Source organism: Endozoicomonas euniceicola, from assembly GCF_025562755.1.
Taxonomy (GTDB): domain Bacteria; phylum Pseudomonadota; class Gammaproteobacteria; order Pseudomonadales; family Endozoicomonadaceae; genus Endozoicomonas_A; species Endozoicomonas_A euniceicola.
In genome coordinates, this window is sequence record NZ_CP103300.1 from 82,296 (window position 1) to 104,829 (window position 22,534).

Below are 22,534 nucleotides of genomic sequence, written 5' to 3' on the forward strand. Positions count from 1 at the left end.
ATTACTTCTCCGATGAAACCGTTGAGGGAGACAGCATAGCAGAGAATTTATTATCCAACTGATATCGGGCTACGGTCATAAATGAACCGACCACCAATAAGCGATCATCCGAAGAGGCTGAATCGATGATGTCATCTATCTGGCTGAACGCCCCCACGCTACCGCCACAGTCCTCAACAACATCCTTCAAATCAGACGCAGCCAAAGCCCGTGGCGAGTCGAACTCGCTGACATACCATTCATCGATTACAGGCGCCAATACATCAACCACAGACTTATAATCTTTGTCTCTGTACATCGCGATCAGCGCACGGGTTTTGCCAGGCACGGGGTCTTGTTCTAGTCGTTCTCTCAGTTTGCGGGCAGCTTGCGGGTTGTGAGCCACATCAAAGACTACCTCTACGGGGTCGCTGTTTTTATTTTCGACGACAACCTTCGTGTACCTTCCTGAGAGACGCGCTCTGGCTATCCCGGTAACTAGTTGATCATACGACACTGGATAAGGCAAGAGTTTGACCGCCTGGACAACGGTTGCTGCATTATCTATAACCAACTGAGGAATAGGTAATTTTTGGACATTTTTCTCCAGCCCTTGGCAGTTCTTGCCTTGCCAGTTCCAGTTCGTTTTTTCGACAGTAATATTAAATTCAACGCCACGTCGATAAAGAGGCGCTTCAACAGCAACAGCCTGCTCAATAATGGTCTCAGGAATAAATGAGTCGCCATAAATAGCAGGTACGCCTGGTCGCATAATGCCTGCTTTTTCTCTGGCTATTTCCTCAATGGTCTCACCCAGCCAGTCCTGGTGATCCAGATCAACGGTGGTGATAATGGACAGGTCAGGTTCAATGGCGTTGGTGGCATCCAGCCGCCCTCCCAGACCCACTTCCATGATGGCGATCTCGACATTGGCTTTCTGAAAACAATGAGCCGCTACTGCAACGGCAAATTCAAAATAGCTGAGCCAGTTATCTTCCCGGTGGCGGTCAATTTCACAAAACGCCCCACAAAGGCTTTGATCGGACACTTCCACACCGTTGATTCTTATTCGTTCGTTGAATCGATGGATATGGGGCGAAGTATAAGCCCCCACAGTATAACCAGCGCCCGTGAGAATGGATTCCAGCAATGCAACCGTAGAGCCTTTCCCGTTAGTGCCAGCGACAGTAATTACAAAGGGGGCTGGCTTTAAAAGTCTGGCGTTGTCCAGCACCTTATGGATTCTGGTTAACCCCAGCTCAATGTTGGTTTCTGGTCGTGTTGTTTCAAGCCAGTGCAGCCAGTCGTTGAGTTGTTTAAATGTTATAGGTGACATGATTAAGTTTCAGATGGTGTGTTCAGGCTGTTTCAGTGCCTGAATGATAAAGGAATAACCAACCCGCTCCTGCTCCAGACGCAGGTTATCGGCCTGCTCATTGTTTTTCAGGGCTGTAAACAGTGCAGATTCCGGCACAGTAAGATTATTCAGCTGGCCTGTAAATCGTTTGCTCTCGCTCTCCTGAACGCACAGGTGCTTATGCTGATCCAGCGTCGCCTGATCCATTAGTAAGGATTCAGTCTGAGGGAAAGAGTGACGAACAGCCGAGAGAATTGAAAACCCGTGGGTGTCGATATCACCCCAGTAGATAATTTTTTTCCCCTGCAACCACTCCACACTCTTCAATGACCGGACACCATAACCCAGACCGAAAATGACCATGGCATCCTTCACATTGGGAAAGGTCAGGCCATTAATTTTATTTTCGGTGATATAAACGGTGGAAATATTCTGTTCGGTGGGCTCGACAAACTGCGATAACGGCACGCTCATATCCGTTACTGGCCCCTGGCTGTCAAGCAGCCTGAACCGTATCAGCGGTTCATCAAAGCGCAGCCCGAAACGACGCTCGAAACCGTTCTCCGCCAGACCGGTGACAGAATCATCAAAGTCATCATCTTCTAGTGCCAGGGTCAGCAGTTCGCTCAAAATACTTTTATAACTTTCGATAAACTTGGTATCGACACCCTGTATATCCAGTTGTCGTATATAGCGGTCTGGGTGTGGACGAATCTGGAAATACCGACAGACCCTGATGAGGTTAGGCCAGTTGTCTGCATGCTCAATGACCTTCAGAGGCTTGTCAGATAAAAATGGCATAACATCAGGTAGCTGACGTTTAGTCAGACCCGTTATTTCGTCAAACTGTCTGAACGCGTCTTTGCAGCCAATGAATCCTAACCAGTCATCACGACTTTCAAACACGATCCGGTCAGGCAGTCGTTGCTGACCCAGTTGCTTATGGTTAACGGTTTTGTATTCCAGCCGGTAGCCCGACCCTTTGACTGAGCTTGAATGACGCTGAAGCATGGCAATCCAGTCACGTACCTTACCAAAGTCGCTGGTGAGGATTCGGCCTGAGGGTTTGCTAAACGGTATTTCCAGGGGAAATACCGTTTCACCCGCCAGCCACTGTCTTAAAAAGCCACCGGTCGACCAGGGTCGTGTGGCTTTTTTTTTGAGTTCCTTTTGAGTGATCATCTTAATTCAGTGTTACAGCCTCTGAGCTGCGTTGCTGTTCGGCCACCTGCTCTTTTTCCTTATGATATTGCTCGATAGACAGATTTCTTAATACCGAGTTGCAACCGCCCTCGTTATGAACAAAATGCACCGAGCTGACATAGTCTTCTATCACATGAATTTTTTGCAGAGGTGTTACAATCAGCAGTTGCAGATTCAGCTTGCGGAACAGCTCCAGCCCATAGCGAGCCGATTCATCAGAACCCCGGCCAAAGGCTTCATCAATCATTACAAACCGGAACGACCGGGATCGGGTTTCTCCCCACTCCAGCCCGAACTGATAAGCCAGTGCGGCAGCAAGAATGGTGTAAGCCAGCTTCTCTTTCTGACCACCGGATTTTCCCGCCGAGTCGGAATAAAACTCTTTCTCAGAGTCGTCTTCACGGTAACGCTCAGAAGCATTGAACAAAAACCAGTTACGGACATCGGTGACTTTTTTAGTCCAGCGTTTATCCAGCTCGGTCTGCCCTTCCCTGCCATTGAAACGCTCGATAATAGTCTTTACCTGAACAAACTTGTTTTCTGCATAGGTTTCCGTGTTATCGGTGGTTAAGGTGCTATCGAGACAGTTCCGCATGTCTATTTTGAACTGGTTGATCTCAGCGTCCCGGTGATTATCCGCCACCAGCCGGATATAGGTTCCTTCACTGTAATCAATGGTGGACAGCGAACGGTTAATGGTCTCAATCTTGTCCTTAATGGTTTGCTGCTGCTGATCGAGCCAGTTCTGGAACATTGCCATGTTATTAATGGTGCCTTCATTCAGCATCTGCTTGAAGCGTTCTTCATGGCGTGGCAAATCCTCACCCGTCAACGTTCTCAGCATCTCACCGAACTCACCGGCTGACGCCATGGAAGCGTCTACTTCCCTGGTTTCATTGGGGTAGGCGTTTTTATAGTCAGCCATCTGCCCAGTGATATTCGACGACAGGTTTCTTGCACTGCGTTCCTTGCTGTCCAGACGATCCTGCAACCATTTCCGCACAGCGACCTGACTGCTGTCACAATTCTCTATGGTGATTTTCTTGCCTTCCAGGGCCTCTTCTTCAAGCTCAACAAGGGTTTCAAAGCTGCTGGCTTTTAGTTCATCGGACACATCATTCAGTTGCTGTTCTGCCTGTTTCCTGAGGGAATGGTCCTGCTTCAGTTTTTCAACAGCAGCACCCGACTCCCTGATAAGCTTTCTTTCCAGGTCTTCCCTTTCCTGAATCTGCACTTCAGTACTCACCAGCCGTTCCCGCAGGGTCTTGAGAATATCCGAACCGGCTTCCAGTTCTTTCTTCTCCGCTTCCAGGGATTGAATGCTCAGAGCCAGCGGCTGCCAGTTAATATCGCCAAAGGACTGAAAATTTAATAACAGTTTCAGCTTGACCTGACTGTCGGCGAGCTTTTTAAGCTTTCTGGTAAATTCAGTCTGCACGCCAGCAGCAGCCTGAATGTCTTTTTCCAGCAGGTTCCGGCGGGTTTCCAGCGCCAGTATCTTTTCCCGGTTACTCCAGCCCAGCACAAACCGTGACCGGTCATCAATACGATAACGGTCATCTTTCTCGTGACGGCTGCCACTGCTTTTTATCTGCCCGGTGGCGGTTATGCAGCGTGATTCCTTGCGGAATTCGTCCAGACTGTTACAGCAAATGTAGTCAAACCGTTGCAGCAGCTCATGTTCCAGCCAGCTGTAAAAACCACTGTCGGTTTTTATAGACAGTTTCCGGCAGAGAGAGCGTTTATCAACTGAATTATGGGGGTGCTTTGCTGGTGTACGGACACGGTAGTATACCAGCCGTCCTTTCAGGTGAGTCTGGTTCACATAGCGAGCCACAGTGTCATAATGTTCCTCAGGCACCAGCAGACTCAGGGCAAAGTTGTGCAGTAGCCGTTCTACCGCACCCTCCCACTGTTTTTCCTCCTCACGCACCTGAAGCAGCTCACCAGCGAAAGGCAGTGTGTCTTCCGATAAATTGAGACTGCTGCACAGGGCTTCCCGAATAGACAGATTCCGGCTGGGGATATTGGATTTACGACCTTTCAGCGAGTCGATTTCACTACTTAAGGTCTTATGCTCATCCCGCAACTGTTTTAAACTGACCGCCTGCTCAACCTGCTCGTTTTGTAATTCAGCCTGCTGCTTTTCCAGACGATCCTGACTTTCTGCCGCTTCTTCACGATTCGCAAAAAACACATTGTCGTCTGTAGGTTCCGGCATATCCAGATGACGGCACAAGGCCAGATAGTCATCGCTGCTTTTGACCAGACGATCTTTTTCCCGGCTTAGTCGCTCTATTTCGGTTTTCAACTCAGACAGTCGCTGACCGCCATTCTGCTCGATGGAACGCTCCGTTTCCCGCAGGCTGGCCCGAAGGTCTTCCAGAGAAAGCAGCACTTCATTCAGACGGCTCTCCAGCTTTTTCTGATCCTGCTCCCGACGCTGGATGCGCTGGTCAAGCAGCGTTATTTTTTTATCGGCAAAATAACCGTAAAGCGCGTCCCGGCACTGTTTGAAGGACTGTATCGCAGCTTCCAGTTCTTCATACCGCTGGCAGTCGTCTACCATTGGCTGTAGCAGCTCAATCTGCTGCCGGGCTTTTAACACCGCCTCGTGGGCGCGGTTCAGGTTATCAAACTGACGACTGAGTTCTTCTACCTTGTCACCGACATCGGTGCTTTCCAGCATATGACTGCGGACAAAGTCGGTCAGATTACCCACCGACTTCATTGACACGGTCTGATAGAGCAAATCCATGGCCTGATCGTTCTCGATACCCATCTGGCGACGGAACTCGGCCTGGTACTGGGAAAAACTGTCAAAGACTTTTAAATGCTCAACCCGCTTCAGTTTTTTCTTCAGGTCAGCGATATCACTGCCAAAGTTACTGAAGTGTTTATTAATGGACAGTGGCTTGCGCGCCACAATAAAAAAGCGTTCCGGAGAATTGTTATTGTCCCGGCTCCAGAACACCTGGGCCAGGGTTATGGTCTGGTCAAAGCCTTCATTAACAAACCGTGCCAGCAGTACGCTGTAACTGTTGTGGTCACGCAGGGCCACCGCTTTGGCAGACAACGTATCGTCGTCTTTCGCGCTTTTAAAATAACCTCTCACATAAGAGGTCATGTTCCGCTCGCGGGTCTCCGCACCCGCTGCCTTGTTGTAGGTGATTTTCTGACTGGGTACTAACAAGGTGGTCATGGCGTCCACCAGCGTCGACTTGCCAGAGCCAATATCACCGGTTAACAGGCTGTTATTGCCATCGGGTTTTGCCGTCCATATTTTTTTATGGAAGGTTCCCCAGTTCAGAACTTCCAGCCCTTGCAGACGAAACCCCGCCCGGGACTGGTCTGATGAAAAATCAAACGCTTGATTCTGCATGATCCCGATATACCTTTAACTTTTCATTGAAATCAGCCAGCCAGTCTGCGTCAACCAGCGCTTTAATGATGCGACGCACTTCCCAGGCCGGAGGGTTGGTGTTGAGCTTTTTCAGAAAACCGAATTCCGCCACTTTATTGATATAAGTATCAATCTGGTCAAAGAGCCGTGCCTCATTAGCCCGGTCTGGCAGAAACACCCGCATCATTTCCACAATCTGCTCACGGGTTAAAATCAGTCGTGCCTCGCCACCCCCCGCGTCCTGCTCCACCATTTTCTTGCGCAGCAGCACACACAGCAGGCTGATCGGGAAACTCAACGGTCGGCGTGCGATCAGTTTAGGGACAGAGCGCTCTTCATCACTGACCTGTTTTAAATAAGCATACCCTTCCGCTTCATCAACGATCAGGTTCAGCCCCATTACCGCCACATAATCAATCACCCTGGCATGAAGTTCTTCAAGCTGCTGCCAGACATCAGGATTAAGATCCCGATAAACGACACCTTTCATCAGGTTAACCACCACCGTACCCAGTGCCGGGTCATCCGATGTTGAATGCTCGCTTTGCGTGTTCGTATTCACTTTTAATTCAGCCTTTAACCTTTAACCTTTTAACCTTCAACGTGTAAATATAACAACAGGCATGACGGCTTCTTTTTGACGCCCCTGTGCATCATGCCAGATGATCTCTTCACTACTGTCAGAATCCACTAACGCATGGTCAGACTCTGAGGCGATGTGCAGATAGGCGACGACTTCACTCAATCCTTTCTCCACGGGATGCAGTTTTACCAGCTCTGCAAGGCTGATCTGCGGTCGGGACTGCAAGGCAAAACGGATACGGGCCAGTAACGCTCTTTCATCCACATAGTGCTGGGTGTATAAAGCCGTGGTATCAAAATCAGCTTCACCCTCTTCCGGCGTCTCACTGATTACCGGGCGGGACGCAGGCCGGAACAACCCTCGTGACATGGGCATTTCCAGTGCAGGCTTATTGAGTGACAATGTTGTAAACAGTTTATCCGCTGGCGGGCTTTGCCGCACGGCAATGGCACTTTGCTCAATCTCCCTGACAATCTCCATGATACGACGGTTTTCCAGCCATGCCTGATCATCAAGATAGCGTCGCAACTGCTCAACCAGCTGGGCGCAGGTGCTGTTCACTTTCTCTCCGGCTTCCAGCAACCGAAAACGGATTCTGGACAGCAGTTCATCGTGTTGCAGGCTCTGAACTTCCGGCAATGCCAAAACCTTTTCCAGTGTCGCCTGTAATTCATCCTGACTGGCGCGGGACATCAGCCAGGACCAGAATGCCTTAAAACTTCGCCCCTGATCTGATTCAGTAATGGCATCCTGTTCCGAGAAAATATCGTCCAGCATTTTTCCTTTACCGCTGCTGGCGGTGGTAATACGTTCCCTTACATCACGATCCAGGTGCCTGAAATTTTCCTCTACCTGTCGGAAATCAGACAACAACTGTCTTGCAGTGTCCTCGGCCTGCAAGAACTTTTCTTTCACCCGGGTCGGGTCATGGGGCATTATGTGACCACTTTTCAGGCTGGCAATTTCCTGCTCCAGTTTGGCTTTTTCCTGTTCCAGCCGGTCAATGCGCTGTTGTGGGTCTGTCTCCGTATCACTGGCGATCTCACTTAATAAGCGGAACACCGTTAACAACCGGGACTCAGTACCCACAAACTGCTTCTGTTCAAACCCGCTGATCCACTCTATGACTTTCTCTGTGGAGGGCGTCAAATCAAACAGCGGCTCATCTCCCACACTGGCGGCGGGATAGTATTTTCGCAAGTAGCCCTGCTCCCCGGATGCCCAGTCGTTCAGGTAGTCACGCCCTTTTCTGGGAAAGCGTTTCTCCCCGGTGGTCTCACGCAAATGATGCAGGTAATCGTCCAGCTGAGTCGCCAGGGTTTCTGCGGCAATGGATCGTTTGTTGGTGAGAATAAAGGATTTGTATAAGAAACTTATGATCAGTGGTGCGCTGTCTGCCTGCAACAGACGCCATGAAGGATGTGTTCGCAAACCAACGAGACGGTTAAAGTCCATACTGTTATATCAATTTGAGGGAGAAGTTTTAGATAGTTACCGTGTTGGGAGTTACCCTAAAGGGCACAAGCGCTATGCTCTTCCCAACCTGCGTAACGGATCAATTCACTGTGTCTTGTTTACTCCAGGGCATCAATATCGCCCGGGGCTTCTTCATCAAAGGCACTGTCAGCCTCTGGTACAAATGTAATGCCACTCATCTTCCGATAGATCCGGGCAATGGTTGCACGCATTTCAGAACGATCAACAATCATATCAATCGCGCCATGTTCCAGCAGGAACTCACTGCGCTGGAAACCTTCTGGCAATTTTTCACGAACGGTCTGTTCGATAACACGGGGGCCGGCAAAGCCAATCAGTGCCGCCGGTTCAGCAATATTCAGATCGCCCAGCATGGCCAGTGAAGCCGACACGCCACCATACACCGGGTCCGTCATTACCGAAAAGTAAGGAACCCCTTTCTGCCGCATACGTTCAAGCGCGGCGCTGGTTTTTGCCATCTGCATCAGGGAGAACAGCGCCTCCTGCATACGTGCCCCACCGCTGGCAGAAAAGCACACCAGGGGAATACGTAATTCCAGCGCAAGCTCAGCAGCCCTGGCAAACTTTTCACCCACCACAGACCCCATGGAACCGCCCATAAAAGCGAATTCGAAAGCACAGGCCACAACCGGCAAGCTCTCCAGTTCACCCTTAAAAACAACCAGCGCGTCTTTCTCTCCGGTGGCCTTCTGTGCAGAATGCAAACGGTCTTTGTATTTTTTCGAGTCGCGGAACCTCAGCTTGTCGACCGGTTCAATATCTGCAAACAGCTCTTCACGGTTTTCCTTATCCAGAAAATAATCCAGACGTTTGCGGGCAGATATACGCATATGGTGCGAACACTTGGGGCAAACATCCAGGTTACGCTCCAGCTCCGGGCGATACAGTACGGAGTCACACTTTACGCATTTTCGCCACAATCCTTCAGGCACAGTACTGCTGCGCTTCTCACTGGAAGAGCGCGACAGTGAAGGAATCAGCTTGTCGACCAACCAATTACTCATTAATGCTTCCTGTCTGTTTTTCAGAAAGGATGGCTGCAACGCCTGGCAGCCACTCTCCCAACAGCAGGGAACACCTGCTGTTTGTTATTCACTCTGTTGTCAGCGGTTATCCATGGCCCTGCGCATCTCAGACACCTGAGTGCCCGCACGCTGCAAACAGGCTTCACCGTTCTGGTCAAACTTCGCCAGTTCCGAAACCAGTACAGACCCGACCACAACAGCGTCTGCCGTCTGACTGATCGCAGCAGCCGACTCGCCATCCCGGATACCAAAGCCAACACCCACCGGCATATCGGTAAACTGTTTAATGTGCGTCACACGCTGTTGCACGCTGGCGACATCCAGCCTGGCAGAACCCGTTACACCTTTCAGTGATACGTAATAGATAAAGCCTGAAGCCACTGAACAGATTTTCTTGATTCGTTCATCCGACGTGGTGGGTGTAATCAGGTTGATCATATCAATGCCTTTCGGTTTAATCTGCGTCAGCAGGCCGTCAGCAAATTCTGGCGGCAGATCAACGACCAGTACACCATCCACACCGGCTTCCGATGCTTTCTCAGCAAATACCTCGTACCCCATTATTTCAATGGGGTTAAGGTAGCCCATCAGCACCACCGGAGTGTCATTATCGGTCTCCCGGAAGTGACTTACCATTGAAAAAACGTCATTCAATGTAACACCGTGTGATAAAGCTCGCTGGTGAGCTTTCGCAATAACCGGCCCGTCGGCCACGGGATCAGAGAACGGAAAGCCCAGTTCAATCACATCGGCACCGCTTTTCACCAGCTCGTGCATCATCTCAACAGTTTTACCGGCCGGATCACCCGCCGTGATATAAGGCACCAGGGCTTTACGATTTTCCGTTTGCAGTCTGGCAAAACGCTGTTTAATTCTCATGGTTACCGCTCCTTATCCCTGCAAATCGCTCTTGTTATTAAGAGCCAGTCCATCAATAGCTGCGACCGTATGAATGTCTTTATCACCACGACCGGACAGGTTAACGATAATCACCTGATCTTTATTCATGGTGGGTGCCAGCTTCTCAACATAAGCCAGGGCGTGGGAGCTTTCCAGTGCAGGCATAATGCCTTCCATTCGGGTCAGGCCCCGGAAAGCAGCCAGCGCTTCATCATCGGTGGCATAAACATACTCAGCACGTCCAATCTCACGAAGATAGCTGTGTTCAGGACCAACCCCCGGATAGTCCAGACCGGCTGAGACAGAATAGCTTTCGGTAATCTGCCCGTCATCATCGCACATCAGGAAACTGCGCTGCCCCTGGAATACACCCTTACGGTCACCAGCCATACGGGCAGCATGTTCGCCGGACTCAACGCCAAGACCACCGGCTTCAACACCAAAAATCTTCACATCCTGATCGTCGATAAACTCATAGAACAGTCCCATGGCATTAGAACCACCGCCCACACACGCCACCAGGGCGTCAGGCAGTTTGCCTGTCATTGCCAGACACTGCTGCCTGGCTTCCCGACCAATAATACTCTGAAAATCACGCACCATTTCCGGATAAGGGTGAGGTCCGCAAACCGTTCCAAGAATATAGAAAGTTTCTTCAGGACGGGCGACCCAGTCCCTGAGCGCTTCATTAATGGCATCTTTCAAAGTCTGGGAACCGCTGGTTACCGGCACCACCGTTGCGCCCAGCAGTTTCATGCGATACACGTTCAGAGCCTGACGCTCAACATCCTTCGCGCCCATATAAACAACGCATTCCAGCCCCAGTCGGGCAGCCACCGTGGCGGTCGCCACCCCGTGCTGACCAGCACCGGTTTCAGCGATGATACGGGTTTTACCCATATGCTTCGCCAGAAGCGCCTGACCCACAGCGTGGTTTATCTTATGGGCACCGGTATGGTTCAGGTCTTCACGCTTCAGATAAATCTGTGCGCCACCCAGTTTCTCTGACCAGCGCTCAGCATGATACAAAGGCGACGGGCGACCAACAAAGTGAGCCAGATCGTGGTCAAAATCTGCCTGAAATTGTGGATCGCGCCAAAGCTCCCGATACGTTGCTTCCAGTTCCTGCAAAGCATTGGTCAGGGTTTCTGCAACATAGCGACCACCGAACTGACCGAAATGACCACTGTTATCCGGCTGCTGGTACGCTTCATTATCAAGAGTCTTTTGAGACTTGCGCTTATCCGACATTTTCTACCTGCTACTATTAGCTGCTCTCATTCACGACCGCCCTGACAAAGGCTCTGATAGCGTCGTGATTTTTCACTCCGGGTTCCAGTTCAACACCACTGCTGACATCAACCGCGAACGGCGAAACCCTTTTAATGGCTTCGGCAACATTGGTTGCGTCCAGCCCACCAGCCAGAATGACTGGTTTTTCCAGAGAATCGGGGATTAAACGCCAGTCAAACGACTCCCCGGTTCCTCCCGGAACACCTTTACGATAAGCATCCAGCAATACCCCACTGGCACCGGGGTATTGCGCGACAGCCTGTTTGACAGACATTTCCGGACGCACCCGCAAAGCCTTAATATACTGCCGGTTCCAACGTTGGCACCAGCGGTCTGACTCATTGCCATGAAACTGCAGCAAGGTCAGAGGCACTTGCTCCAGTGCGGCCTGCATAAATTCATCATCCGCATCAACAAACAGCCCCACCACCGATACAAACGGTGGCACACAGGCCGCAATATCACGAGCCTGACCGATGCTGACACATCTGGGGCTTTTATCGTAAAACACCAGACCAATGGCATCCGCACCTGCATCAACAGCGGCTAATGCATCCTCAACCGAGGTAATGCCACACACCTTTATTCGGGTTTTATGAATCTTGTTAGCCAGAGAGGTCTGTTTGGTTAATGCGCTAGAATCCAAAGACATTGCCTTACTGCAGATGCGTAAAGAAAATCGATAGTAGCAGAAACCAAACTTCTTTGTCTGCAATGAAGATCCAACCAGCAGCTAACAGCCAGTTCCCGTCCAAAAACCAAACGAACCTGCAGGCCAGAGAATTCAGGGGGCTAAAGTCGGAGCCCAATGACCTGAGTTCAGGACTTCCAGTGGACGCTTGCAATAACACGACGATCAGTCGCTGCCGCGATGTGTGAAGCAGCACAGAAAGCACTATAATTCACTGCGTATTTCCCTATATTAATGAATTCCAGAAACAGACTTATGATTTGAACCCGGAACATTAATGGCAGCAAAAGAGGTTCTGGCATGCCAAGTGTAAAATGTACAACATGTGGCAAGGAGTGTCGGAGCCGCACGATACTCATCAACCACTTGCGAACCCATACAGGCGAAAAGCCATTTAGATGTAAAGTCTGTGAAAAAGGTTTTGCCGAGCAGTCTAGTTTAACCAAACACATGCGAACCCATACAGGCGTAAAGCCATTTAGATGTGATGTCTGTGGAAAAGATTGTTCCCAGTCGTCTAATTTAGCCCAGCACATGAAAACCCATACAGATTTAAAGCCATATAGCTGTAATGTCTGTGAAAAAGCATTTAATCGGAAGGACAATTTAAGTAGACACACGCAAACCCATACAGGACAAAAGTTTCGTTGCCCAACCTGTGGAGCTGGTTATGTAGGACAACATGGACTCAAGAAACACATAACACGGCATCACTCAGCCCCGAATACGCCTGATATAACCGTATCCACTCACGCGTCCGCCGGAGTAGTCACAACAACACACTCTTTTAACTCTGGCCCGGGCTCCTCCGCAACAACCAGCGTAAGCTATATCGGGTCACCTGATAAAGAAAGGCCACCGGTTCAAGTGGTTACTAATTTAACTAAGTCAACAGAGACAATCATGGTCAAACAATTGGATGGAAAATTTATTGCAACTACTCAGCCCCGGGCAGAGACTGATCCCCGTAATTCTTCATCGCAATAAAGGAAGTGGCACAGAAAAACACCCCATCGTCACCCCCGCGAGGGAGGGGACTCACTATTCGTGGTAGATTACCGCTTTCGCCGGGAATGACGGAGCACTGGTATATTCTACAGTGCTACTTCCTTAAGAGCAGTATGCTCCCTAAGGGAAGCAGCAGAACATAATATACCGCTGTTGGCTTTTGGCGGTTGGCTGTATGAGCAGCTAATAGCCAAAAGCCAACAGCCAAAAGCCCGGTAAGTTATTGAATGCTGCGCCCCTAAGGCCAGGGCAACAGAGGCGCAACAAAGTGCGGATTAGGCTCACTGGCTGGCAACCCGAATGTTTCCGGATACCCCACATCCACAAAGTACAAACCAAAGGGTGGCGCAGTGACACCGCCTTCAGTTCTGTCTCTGGCCTCCAGTACGGTCTTAGCCCAGTCAGGTTCATGCTTACCGGAACCAATGGTCATCAGTACGCCAGCAAGATTCCGCACCATATGGTGTAGAAAGGCATTGGCCTGAATATCCAGCACAATCAAGTGACCATGCCGTGTCACATTCAACCGCGTAATGGTACGAACCGGATTCTTTGCCTGGCACTGAACCGCACGATAAGAGGTAAAATCATGCTCTCCAACCAGATGTTGGGCGGCAGCCTGCATACGCTTTACGTCCAGTGGGCGATAATTCCAGGTGACACCTTTAGGCAGGTGGGCAGGACGAATCGGATAGTTGTAAATCACGTAACGATAGCGACGCCATTGTGCTGAAAAACGCGCATGAAACTCATCACAGACGGGCATCACCCAGTTAATGGCCACATCATCCGGAAGGTGGGTATTTGAGCCATAAGCCCAACCCCGTTCGCTGCGAACAGAATCAGACTCAAAATGAATAATCTGATTGGAGCCGTGAACACCGGCATCGGTACGACCAGCACACACCACCGAAACAGGGTGGTTAGCGACTTTGGAGAGTGCGGCTTCAACTGCCGCCTGAACAGTTGGCAAACCGCTTTTCAGGCTTTGCCAGCCATGATAATGGGAACCGTCGTATTGAACACTGGCTGCGAAACGAGGCATGAACACTCTACTTAAATACAAAAACAGCGAATGTAATAACAGTCGCTGCAATTTGCAAACCGGATTTACCGACACCAACATTCGCAGGAGTCATCCATGCGTAAGCCCCGCCATTGATGATCATTCCCGGGATTCAGTTTTTTCGTCTGATCCAGTAATCACATTGATAGTGGCCCCGGGGAGTAGCCCTGGCAGCTGTACGTTAACCACGTTGTCACAGGATTCACACAGCTCCTTCATGGACCAGAGGTTAATCGTTCCTGTGTAACCAGCCTTGTTTTCAATGGTGGAAGCAAGGCAATTCGCCAGTTTGAACTCTGCGTCAAACCTGCGGTTAAAACTAGTGCCGCCATTCTTTCGACACTCTATAGCCTGGAGGACTGAGTCTTCCCGCACCTTAACACCCACGGTATTTTCTCCACTGACGGCAAAGTTTAGAAATAAGGGGGACGAGTCTGTATCACTTTTTGTAGCTTCCAAAATGGCAATGTTTTTACGATCGAATTTTCTAAAACACTGTGCTTTAGTAGTTTCCCGCGTATCAAACGGGTGCTCAGAAGAATTTGTGAAACGGTAGAAATCATAGATTCTCTTACAACCTTCAGCGGTGGCGGTCAGCCCTTCCGGTAACTCAGCTGCCGGAGAGGGGCGAACGTGAACCCATTCCGAGAAATCGTTTATTCTACGTTTAAATAAATCGAATTGCGTTCGACTTAATCGGGGCTCATCAATGTTTTTTGCTCTGTATTTGAGTGACGATAGCTCTCCTATTTCCTTTGATAGCATTGATTTTGTTTCACTGGTTTCGGAAGCGCTGCTTGCGTTGAAAGTGGCAATGTCATTTTTTTTTCACTTTTCGGGGTGGCATTTCAGTATCTGAACTATCAATAAGTGGCCTTTTTTGAGCGTTGACCGTCTTTTCACTATCCGTTGAAGCAACACCTGTTTCGGATTTTTTCGTTTTCAGTAATTCATGCACAGCCAATTTACGAGAAGCCAGTGTTTTGAAAAAGCTGTTAATATCCCTCGACAACATGTTTATTTGTTGACTTGTTTTCAGGAAATCTTTCATCAGGCTGATACTCGGAGGGTCTGGATAAAAAAGGTGCGCCTGACTGCCATAAAGACGTTCTGCTTCAGGCCTGATTTCAGCGAACAGGGAATCGTTGTCTTTATCCAGGTTTATTCTGACTCTGGCTATTTGTCGTTTTTCTGAATAATAATCTGCCCGTTGCTGGAGTTCAGATAACGTTGCTTCAAACTCACCAATATGATTGATCTTGCGACTTAAAACAGGAGTGTCAACAAACAACCGGGGGGTATCGTGGGCATTGCCCTGTTCACACTTATCAGACACAAAGCCAGAACCGGTGTCATCACTGTTGACAGGGTTCTGGCCTGCTATTGCTCCTGTATTTCCGATGTTTACTACGGGGTTCATACAAACTATCCATGTTTCGTTACCTGCTTTATTGGAGTAATTGGCAGGAACAGCTTTTTCTCATAGGCATTAGATTGTAAACATTGGAAATAGTTCTATTCTTTATTAATTTCTAATCACCCAGTCCCTGAATCAGATCCTGAGCTTCCTCTTTCTGCTCATCGTTACCACTGTCCACTACTTCCTGCAGAATCTCACGGGCACCTTCCTTGTCCCCCATATCCATATAAGCCCTGGCCAGATCAAGCTTGGTGGAGACTTCATCTTCATCGGAAAGGAAGTCCAGATCGTCGCCTTCACCCAGCGCGGCCTCGAAATCAGCCATACTGTCCGAAATCGCACTGTCGCCAGCACTCTCTTTTTCAAAGTCAGGGTCAGGGGCAAAGCCAAGATCAAGGTCATCTACGGCTTCATCATCCTGACCACCGGCACCTTCAACATCAGGTTCATCAACCAGATCCAAATCTTCAAGATCAAGGTCGGGAAGCTCTTCATCTTCTTCACTAAAGTCGAATTCCAGGTCATCACCCGGCCCTTCACTATCCAGCTCGTCAGGATCAAACTCCAGCTCACTATCGACCTCCTGACCCAGGTCAGGCACTTCGTCACTCAGGTCAACATCACCCAGATCATTAACAACCGTATCGTCCCCTTCCTGCATAAAGGCATCGCTGGAGAACCGGGCCTTAAAGACATCAGCCTGCCGGTTGGCGTCTTCATTACCAAGCGCTTCCAGCTCAATTAACGCAGTTTTAAAACTATCCAGATCATTAGCTTCGGCATGAACTTCTAACAGTTTCAAACGTAAATCCGTACGCTCTGGCTCGGCCACAATCGATTTACTCAACAGCTCTGCCGCCTGAGGGAAACGACCATAAGCAATATAAATATCTGCTTCACTGAGCGCATCCTGGGTCTGCTGAACCGTCTCCTCTGGCTCTTCTTCAGGTTCTCCTTCAAGCTCTTGTTCAGCCAAAGCTTCTTCGTCGATCTCCAGAGTCTCATCCAGTTGCAACTCCTGATCATCGACTAAAAGGTCATCGCCCATAACCGGCAATGCTTCCGAATCGTCACCAGCCATATCAAAATCGTCTTCATCCTGAGACTTCTTACGACGACGATACGCCAGGAAGGCACCGGCCAGACTAACGGGTATCAAGGCTCCCAGAATCCAGAACAATGGAATACCCATCAGGAAGTCCTCTTCCTTCGAGGGAGCCATCGGCTTCGGTTCAGGTGCAGGCTCAGGCCTGGCTTGAGATTCTTTATCTGAAGGCTCTTTACTTAAAGACTCATTACCTGAAGGCTCTTTACCTGAAGACTGCAAGGCCGCCATCTGGTCGTCTTTCAGAGTAATCAGCCGTTTCAGGGTAGCAATTTGTTCATCCAGGTCTTTCAGGCGACTTCTCAGTTCATCGTTTTCACGACTCAGTTCATCCACTTTTTCCAGGGTTCTACTGAGATCGTTCTGTATCGCACCAGAGTCAGCGCTACCACTGCCCCCGCCCATATCCTGACCCGATCCGGCCGCATTATCCGAACCCACAATGGTTAAACGACCATCTGCTACTGTGCCAGTACCCGACAAATCAGCCTTTGAACGACGACTGGCATCCAGTTGCTCCAGGCGTGCCTGCCACTCACGATTCTGCTTTGCCACTTCAGCGACGGAGTCCTGGTAACTCATGGACAAAATATCGTCCTGAGTCGGGATACGCAGCACCTGTCCTTTCTTCAGTTCATTAATATTTTTCCGCATAAAAGCATTGGGATTATTGCGCTGAATAGCGATCATGGTCTGCTGAACCGACAACTCTCCCGATGGCCTGACAGCACGGGCAATACTCCACAGATTGTCGTTTGGCTGAACCTTATAGCTTCTTACGGTTGAACCGGTGGTCGTATCATCCTGTGTCGTCTGTCGAGCGCTGCCAGACGACCGGTCAGTGATGGGGCGAATTTCTGGCTGTAAAGCCCGTTCCGGCGCAGGCAGGTATTCATCGGTACGCCTGTTGTGGGGCTCAACATAAGGGTTTGGCTGCTGGATTTGTGGTCGCGCCCCGTAAGGCCAGGTCGTCGGTGGACGGACAGGCTGTGCCGGTTGCTCACTGAATGAGGGCGGGTCGAGCAACAGGGTATACTCCCTGAGCAGCCTGCCGCTGGGCCAGTGAACTTCCATCAAAAAATTAAGAAAGGGTTCACGAACGGCATCGGCACTGGTCACATGAATGTACCCGGTACCGTCTTTACGCATCATGGTTTTAAAATTGAGGCTGGACAGAGAGAAAGGCCGGTCGATACCAGCCCTTTGAAAATCAGTGCGGCTGGCAAGGTTTGGCAGAATTTCGTTGCGGGTGAGATCCCTGAGTTGCAGTAGCTCTATTTCAGCGTCCAGAGGCTGGTTCAGTGACGAATTCATGGTCACTTCTCCTAAACCCAGTGCATTAGCCAAACCCGGGCTCAAAGCCCCTGTTATAGCTATAGCTACTGCAAGCTTCTGTAGTCTCATCATAAATCCTTGTTGTTTTTTGCCGGGAAAGCCAGCAGATAACACTCAATCTCTTTCCCGGAACGCCACCAGCCCCTTTGACCATGCAGATGCCATTTTCATACTCATGGCGGTTTACAACAGATGTAGTTTTCGTCGGCAAACAGAACGAAAACCACAGCCTGACTTTATTGTACCCCTTTCAAGCCAGCACAATAAGGCAAACCAGCACAATAAGGGAGCTTGACTGATTAAAGCTAAGTTATCATTTTAAAAAGTCTTTTAGCAATATTTCGGCCATGTCAATGGCGTTTATCGCTGCACGTCTTATCGGGTCGGCTACCAGCCACAATGCCAGTTGCCCGGCAAATGCCGTCTGTTGGCGAATTCTTCCCACCACAATGCTGTCGTTTCCGGCAACGGTTTCAACGGTTGGATGGTCATCCTCTGTCGTTAACTCTACCCCCTGAAGACCCGTAAGCAACTCTCTGACGGTGGCGGCATCGAACGGCCTGTCCAGTTCCAGCTGAATCGACAGACTATCTCCAAAAAACACCGGAACCCGGACGCAGGTTGGATTAATCCGCACGTCTTCACTGCCGAGCCCCTCTAACAGTTCATTAATAAGACCCTGTTCCTGGGAAGATATACCCTGGCTGTTCAGATCTCCTACCTGCGGCAACAGGTTAAACGCCATGCGACCACCGGAAACCGGCTTACCGTTTAACAGTTCAATGGTCTGTTTGCGCAGTTCATTAATGCCGTCATTACCCAGGTTCGATACCGACTGGCACACCGTGACACTGACCGAGTCAATGCCCAGCGCTTCTTCCAGAGGCTTAAGAACCGGCAGCATCAGCGCTGCCGGGCTGGATGGCACAACCACCACCTTATTGTCTCTGGCACTGTCCAGCTGGTCTTCATTGATCCCCGGCATCATCAGCGGCCCGGCCTGGCTGCCCAAACGCCCATCAATAACCAGGCACCCGGACTCTGTTGCCCTGCTGATCAGTTCATCAGAAGCTTTACAACCCGCGGGCAGAATCAGCAGGTCGGCATCGACAAATTCAAAACCTTCTGCTTTGAGCACATCGACATCCTGATCCTGAAAGCTCACGACCGCATCAGGCTCCGGACTTTCGGCAATGGCATACAGGTTCCCTACCGGAAACACACGTTCATTCAGCAGGGTCAGCAGGGCTTCACCATTCAGGCTACCCGCATCATACACCACTACATCGAACAGTTTGTTCATGCTTTCTCTCTATTACGTGCTAATCGTTCAGTGCCGCGCAATGTATCAGAAGCCATCCGAAAAGTCGTGCCACCGGTTGTGCCTGGCACAACATCAGCAAGGCTGAATGCAAAAATGTCAGTATGAAAATATTTCTGAATTACAGATACTCCACGCCTCGTTATTTCCGAATATCATTGGGAAAAAAATTCATAACGTCTAGTCTTTCGGGCGGCTTCTGCCTGAAGGTTCGGACAAAATGCTCGCAGCAAAAAAACTCAAACACTGTACAATGAGATTCGCAGTCTCTTTCAGTTTGATATATGCGAGCACAATTAGCCTGCACTTACAGGCAGAAAAAAGCATTCCTTTGAATCACAACAATTTCATCCAATACATCAATGCTGACCACCCGGTTCCCGGCTCCTACTACCTGACAGAATCCATCGACCTGAGCGAATTCGACCAGTGGAAACCCGTAGGAAATGAGTCCGCTCCATTTTCAGTTAAATTAAAAGGCAATTACAAAATAATCAGCGGCCTGAAAATAACCGGCAAACTGAATAACGCTTTTTCAGGGCTGTTTGGTTATCTCGTTAATAGCCAGGTCGAACGGTTGATTATTGACAGGCCTGTCATTGAGGAGACCGGCCGGTCAGCTGCAGTGGGAGCCGTTGCGGGCATGGTAAAAAACACGACCGTCAAAGAGGTGATTAACCATTCAGGAAAAACAGGCACTACTGGTAATAGCGCCCATGCCGCTGGCATTGTGGGAATAGCCAGTCATTATTCCACGATAACGGACAACCTGGCGACCGGAGCAGTCTATACAAAGGGGCGCGATAGTTTCAGCGGTGGAATAGCGGCTTCTGTTCTGGCACATTCAAGTGTCCTGGGCAACTTGTATACAGGAAAAGTCACAGGCGCGGTTTATTCATCCAGCTCAGGCGGCATTGCAGGGAAGCTGTCCGGACACTCTTCAGCGAAGAACAACCTTCATACCGGGGCAATCACATCAATGTCTCCAGTCAGTTCATCGGATTATGGCGGAATAGTAGGATGTGCAAAGGGTGCGTCAACCATAACCAGCAATCTCAATAGCGGTTCATTACAGCTCTCAGAGGTCTGGCTGAGCACTTTAGGTGGTATAGCCGGACTGGTTGAAAACAGCTGTTCCGTTGACAGAAATGTTAACGCGGGCGTGTTACATATTGGCGAAGGGGGCGCCTTTACCGGAGGCATCGTTGGTCAGGCGTCAAACAACCCCGTCAGGCAAAACATGAACAATGGGAAAATTACCTATAACCTTTATTCAAAAAAGCCTGTCGGCGTAGGGGGCGTGGGTGGCATAGTCTCCTATGGGTCAAACCTTACCGCAGAGAATAATCTGAACACGGCAGATATCATTGCAGGCCATCTTGTTTATTTCTACCACGGCACAGTAGGAGGTAATGAAATCCGACAGCGTAACAATTTGCAAACAGGTCGGATTATAATCAATGAAAATTCCAACCACACGACTCCGCCCAAACTGAAGGAAGTGCCACAGAACAAAACACAGCCCAACCCCCAGGGACTCGACAAAAATCTCTGGAGCAGTGATCCGGAGAAACCATTTCCAATGCTCAGAAGCATTAATGCCAATTATCAGGATCTCTTGCGCATAAGTAATGCTCAAAATAGCGACTTTACTTTTCCCGTCGCCCTGAAACAGTTTGCAATCCCTGGCGGAGTAGCCAATGCCTCTCTGCTGAATTTAGTCGTATGGAATGTTCTTAACGGATCACGGCCATTTTTAAGCGGCGTTCCCAGACAACAGGCTATTCAAATCGGGATCCATTGTGGACAGGGTGGTTTTGCCTGCTCAGCGGAAAACTTACTAACATCATCAACCACTGCACCCTCTACCGCCAGTCCATCCTCCGGCACTCAACCCTTTACGGAAGGCTGTCCCGCACCGGAAGGAATACCATTAGCTCAGGCCTATGACTTTACAAACCATCAGCTGTATGTGGTTATCCGCCCATCTTCAGATTCCAGCACCCTGACAGTGGCACGATACAGAAGTACTGTGCTTGATAAGGGATTCGGAAACTGCGGTAAAATAACTTATCCACTGCCCGACATAGCTGGCTGGCACTTTATCGGCGACAGCTTACTTATGGGTAACAGCACTAATCGCCATATACACTTAGTCGCAAATAAACCGGGTCAAAAGCCACTGTTACTTAGCCTGTCCCTGCCTGAAAACAGAGCGTCTGAAAAAGAGGCACCCGGGAATAGTAATGAAAAACCAGATTATATAATGGACTATCTGCAGGACAGTCGTTCTGAGATAAACCGAATGACTGGCAATAATGGGATGCTGTTCTTTTCCGGCCACTCTGCTTCGAACTTTTTTATCGGCCGCTTTTCTGAAAAGAAGAAAAAGTACCACTCACTGGCTGACCTCTTAAGCGATAAGGACTCTGCCAGGAGCTTGTCTGTATCACCAGACAACCAGCTGCTTTACATCGCCGGTATTGAAAAAACGACAGGAGCAGCATTTTTACGGCAGTACAGTAGTTCAACGCTGTCACGTCACTATCCTTTTGGTATTAATGGTGAGGTTAACGCAATCACTCCTGACAACTTCCACAGCCACGAGGCTGCTACAGCGGTTCACAGAGGCTGGGTCTATATGGCTACCATTACCCGCCACGGAGACCAGTTGTCTGTCCGCAGGTTTGATCCCTCCAACGGACAAACAGACGGTTCATTCGTTATTGATGAAGCCCTGCATAATTATTCAGGTGACTTCGATACCCCGGATACCCCGGCGGAGATAAAACTTTATCCCGACGGACAACACCTTCACGTCGTAAAATACGGTCAAAAAGGCGATATTTTTACCACCACCTATGACGATACCAAGGAAGTTTATCGCATGAACAAAAACCTGGAGCTTTCAAATATACTTTTCAGTGGGATGATAATAGCGGATCGTAAAATGTACCTGTCCTATCAGTCAGGTGAGTCTGGATCACTTCAGACTGTCAACATAATGGAAATAAATCTTAACAATCAGGAAGTACCCCCTGGCAATAGCTCAGACGGATTTCCAGCCTGGGGCTACGGAGTTGCTATTGCCTTTCCCATTATTGCTATCAGCGCTCTTGCTATCTATATCAAGTTCCAAAATAGAGAAGCAAACAACGCTGTTGGATTTATGGAAAAAATGATGGGAACGTCAAAGGGGGTTTCCTTACCCCTTAACCCCTGACTCTTTTTATCAGGAACATTCCATTGTCATCTCCGCACAGGCAGGGGCACACAGTTTATAAAAAGGCTCAACATGGAAATATGCTAAAACGACAAATAATTAGCACCGTGTTATTTCCGAAAATC

The 22,534-nt window shown here is 49.4% G+C and carries 18 protein-coding genes; 3 read left to right on the forward strand and 15 right to left on the reverse strand.

What is annotated here, in order from left to right; genetic code table 11:
• Position 1: 1 nt before the first annotated feature.
• The 9 genes from folC to NX720_RS00460 form a co-directional block, all read right to left on the reverse strand.
• On the reverse strand, positions 2-1,315 hold the full coding sequence (gene folC / locus NX720_RS00420) for a bifunctional tetrahydrofolate synthase/dihydrofolate synthase (RefSeq protein ID WP_262598727.1): 1,314 nt from the start codon (positions 1,313-1,315) through the stop codon (positions 2-4).
• A gap of 9 nt (positions 1,316-1,324) precedes the next feature.
• Positions 1,325-2,518 (reverse strand): DUF3322 domain-containing protein, encoded by a 1,194-nt coding sequence (locus NX720_RS00425; protein ID WP_262598728.1) that lies wholly within the window; start codon positions 2,516-2,518, stop codon positions 1,325-1,327.
• A gap of 1 nt (position 2,519) precedes the next feature.
• On the reverse strand, positions 2,520-5,921 hold the full coding sequence (locus NX720_RS00430) for an ATP-binding protein (protein WP_262598729.1): 3,402 nt from the start codon (positions 5,919-5,921) through the stop codon (positions 2,520-2,522).
• A complete protein-coding gene (locus tag NX720_RS00435; RefSeq protein ID WP_262598730.1) occupies positions 5,902-6,504 on the reverse strand; it encodes a DUF4194 domain-containing protein in 603 nt (200 codons plus the stop codon). The genes NX720_RS00430 and NX720_RS00435 overlap by 20 nt, the downstream gene beginning before the upstream one ends.
• 36 nt (positions 6,505-6,540) lie before the next feature.
• Positions 6,541-7,956 carry a DUF3375 domain-containing protein gene (locus NX720_RS00440; protein ID WP_262598731.1) on the reverse strand — a complete coding sequence of 472 codons (1,416 nt, stop codon included), beginning with the start codon at positions 7,954-7,956 and terminating at the stop codon, positions 6,541-6,543.
• A 143-nt stretch (positions 7,957-8,099) separates the two neighbouring features.
• On the reverse strand, positions 8,100-9,026 hold the full coding sequence (accD, locus tag NX720_RS00445; RefSeq protein ID WP_262598732.1) for an acetyl-CoA carboxylase, carboxyltransferase subunit beta: 927 nt from the start codon (positions 9,024-9,026) through the stop codon (positions 8,100-8,102).
• Positions 9,027-9,125: 99 nt separating this feature from the next.
• The gene (gene trpA, locus NX720_RS00450) at positions 9,126-9,926 is read right to left on the reverse strand and encodes a tryptophan synthase subunit alpha (protein WP_262598733.1); all 801 of its coding nucleotides are present in this window, start codon (positions 9,924-9,926) and stop codon (positions 9,126-9,128) included.
• 12 nt (positions 9,927-9,938) lie between these two features.
• A complete protein-coding gene (gene trpB, locus NX720_RS00455; protein ID WP_262598734.1) occupies positions 9,939-11,198 on the reverse strand; it encodes a tryptophan synthase subunit beta in 1,260 nt (419 codons plus the stop codon).
• Positions 11,199-11,214: 16 nt separating this feature from the next.
• Positions 11,215-11,892, reverse strand: coding sequence for a phosphoribosylanthranilate isomerase (locus tag NX720_RS00460; RefSeq protein ID WP_262598735.1), 678 nt, complete (start codon positions 11,890-11,892; stop codon positions 11,215-11,217).
• A gap of 62 nt (positions 11,893-11,954) precedes the next feature.
• Here NX720_RS00460 and NX720_RS00465 point away from each other — a divergent pair, with 62 nt between their 5' ends.
• Positions 11,955-12,119 (forward strand): hypothetical protein, encoded by a 165-nt coding sequence (locus tag NX720_RS00465; RefSeq protein WP_262598736.1) that lies wholly within the window; start codon positions 11,955-11,957, stop codon positions 12,117-12,119.
• Positions 12,120-12,231: 112 nt separating this feature from the next.
• A complete protein-coding gene (locus tag NX720_RS26890; protein ID WP_404831035.1) occupies positions 12,232-12,918 on the forward strand; it encodes a C2H2-type zinc finger protein in 687 nt (228 codons plus the stop codon).
• A 259-nt stretch (positions 12,919-13,177) separates the two neighbouring features.
• Here the strand turns inward: NX720_RS26890 and truA are convergent, their stop codons facing one another.
• From truA to NX720_RS00495, 6 genes are all read right to left on the reverse strand, one after another.
• Positions 13,178-13,984, reverse strand: coding sequence for a tRNA pseudouridine(38-40) synthase TruA (gene truA / locus NX720_RS00470; RefSeq protein WP_262598737.1), 807 nt, complete (start codon positions 13,982-13,984; stop codon positions 13,178-13,180).
• A gap of 120 nt (positions 13,985-14,104) precedes the next feature.
• Positions 14,105-14,770, reverse strand: a complete 666-nt coding sequence (locus tag NX720_RS00475) for a deaminase domain-containing protein (protein ID WP_262598738.1) — start codon at positions 14,768-14,770, stop codon at positions 14,105-14,107.
• Between the two features lie 52 nt (positions 14,771-14,822).
• Positions 14,823-15,425, reverse strand: coding sequence for a hypothetical protein (locus tag NX720_RS00480; protein ID WP_262598739.1), 603 nt, complete (start codon positions 15,423-15,425; stop codon positions 14,823-14,825).
• 112 nt (positions 15,426-15,537) lie between these two features.
• Positions 15,538-17,937, reverse strand: coding sequence for a FimV/HubP family polar landmark protein (locus tag NX720_RS00485; protein WP_449757777.1), 2,400 nt, complete (start codon positions 17,935-17,937; stop codon positions 15,538-15,540).
• Complete coding sequence (locus tag NX720_RS00490; protein WP_262598741.1) at positions 17,870-18,076, reverse strand: hypothetical protein; 207 nt, start codon at positions 18,074-18,076, stop codon at positions 17,870-17,872. Before NX720_RS00490 ends, NX720_RS00485 begins: the two co-directional genes overlap by 68 nt.
• Before the next feature lie 102 nt (positions 18,077-18,178).
• A complete protein-coding gene (locus tag NX720_RS00495; protein WP_262598742.1) occupies positions 18,179-19,168 on the reverse strand; it encodes an aspartate-semialdehyde dehydrogenase in 990 nt (329 codons plus the stop codon).
• Positions 19,169-19,517: 349 nt separating this feature from the next.
• On the opposite strand from NX720_RS00495, the gene NX720_RS00500 reads away from it, so the two are divergent.
• Positions 19,518-22,409 carry a hypothetical protein gene (locus NX720_RS00500; protein WP_262598743.1) on the forward strand — a complete coding sequence of 964 codons (2,892 nt, stop codon included), beginning with the start codon at positions 19,518-19,520 and terminating at the stop codon, positions 22,407-22,409.
• The last annotated feature ends 125 nt before the right edge of the window (positions 22,410-22,534 follow it).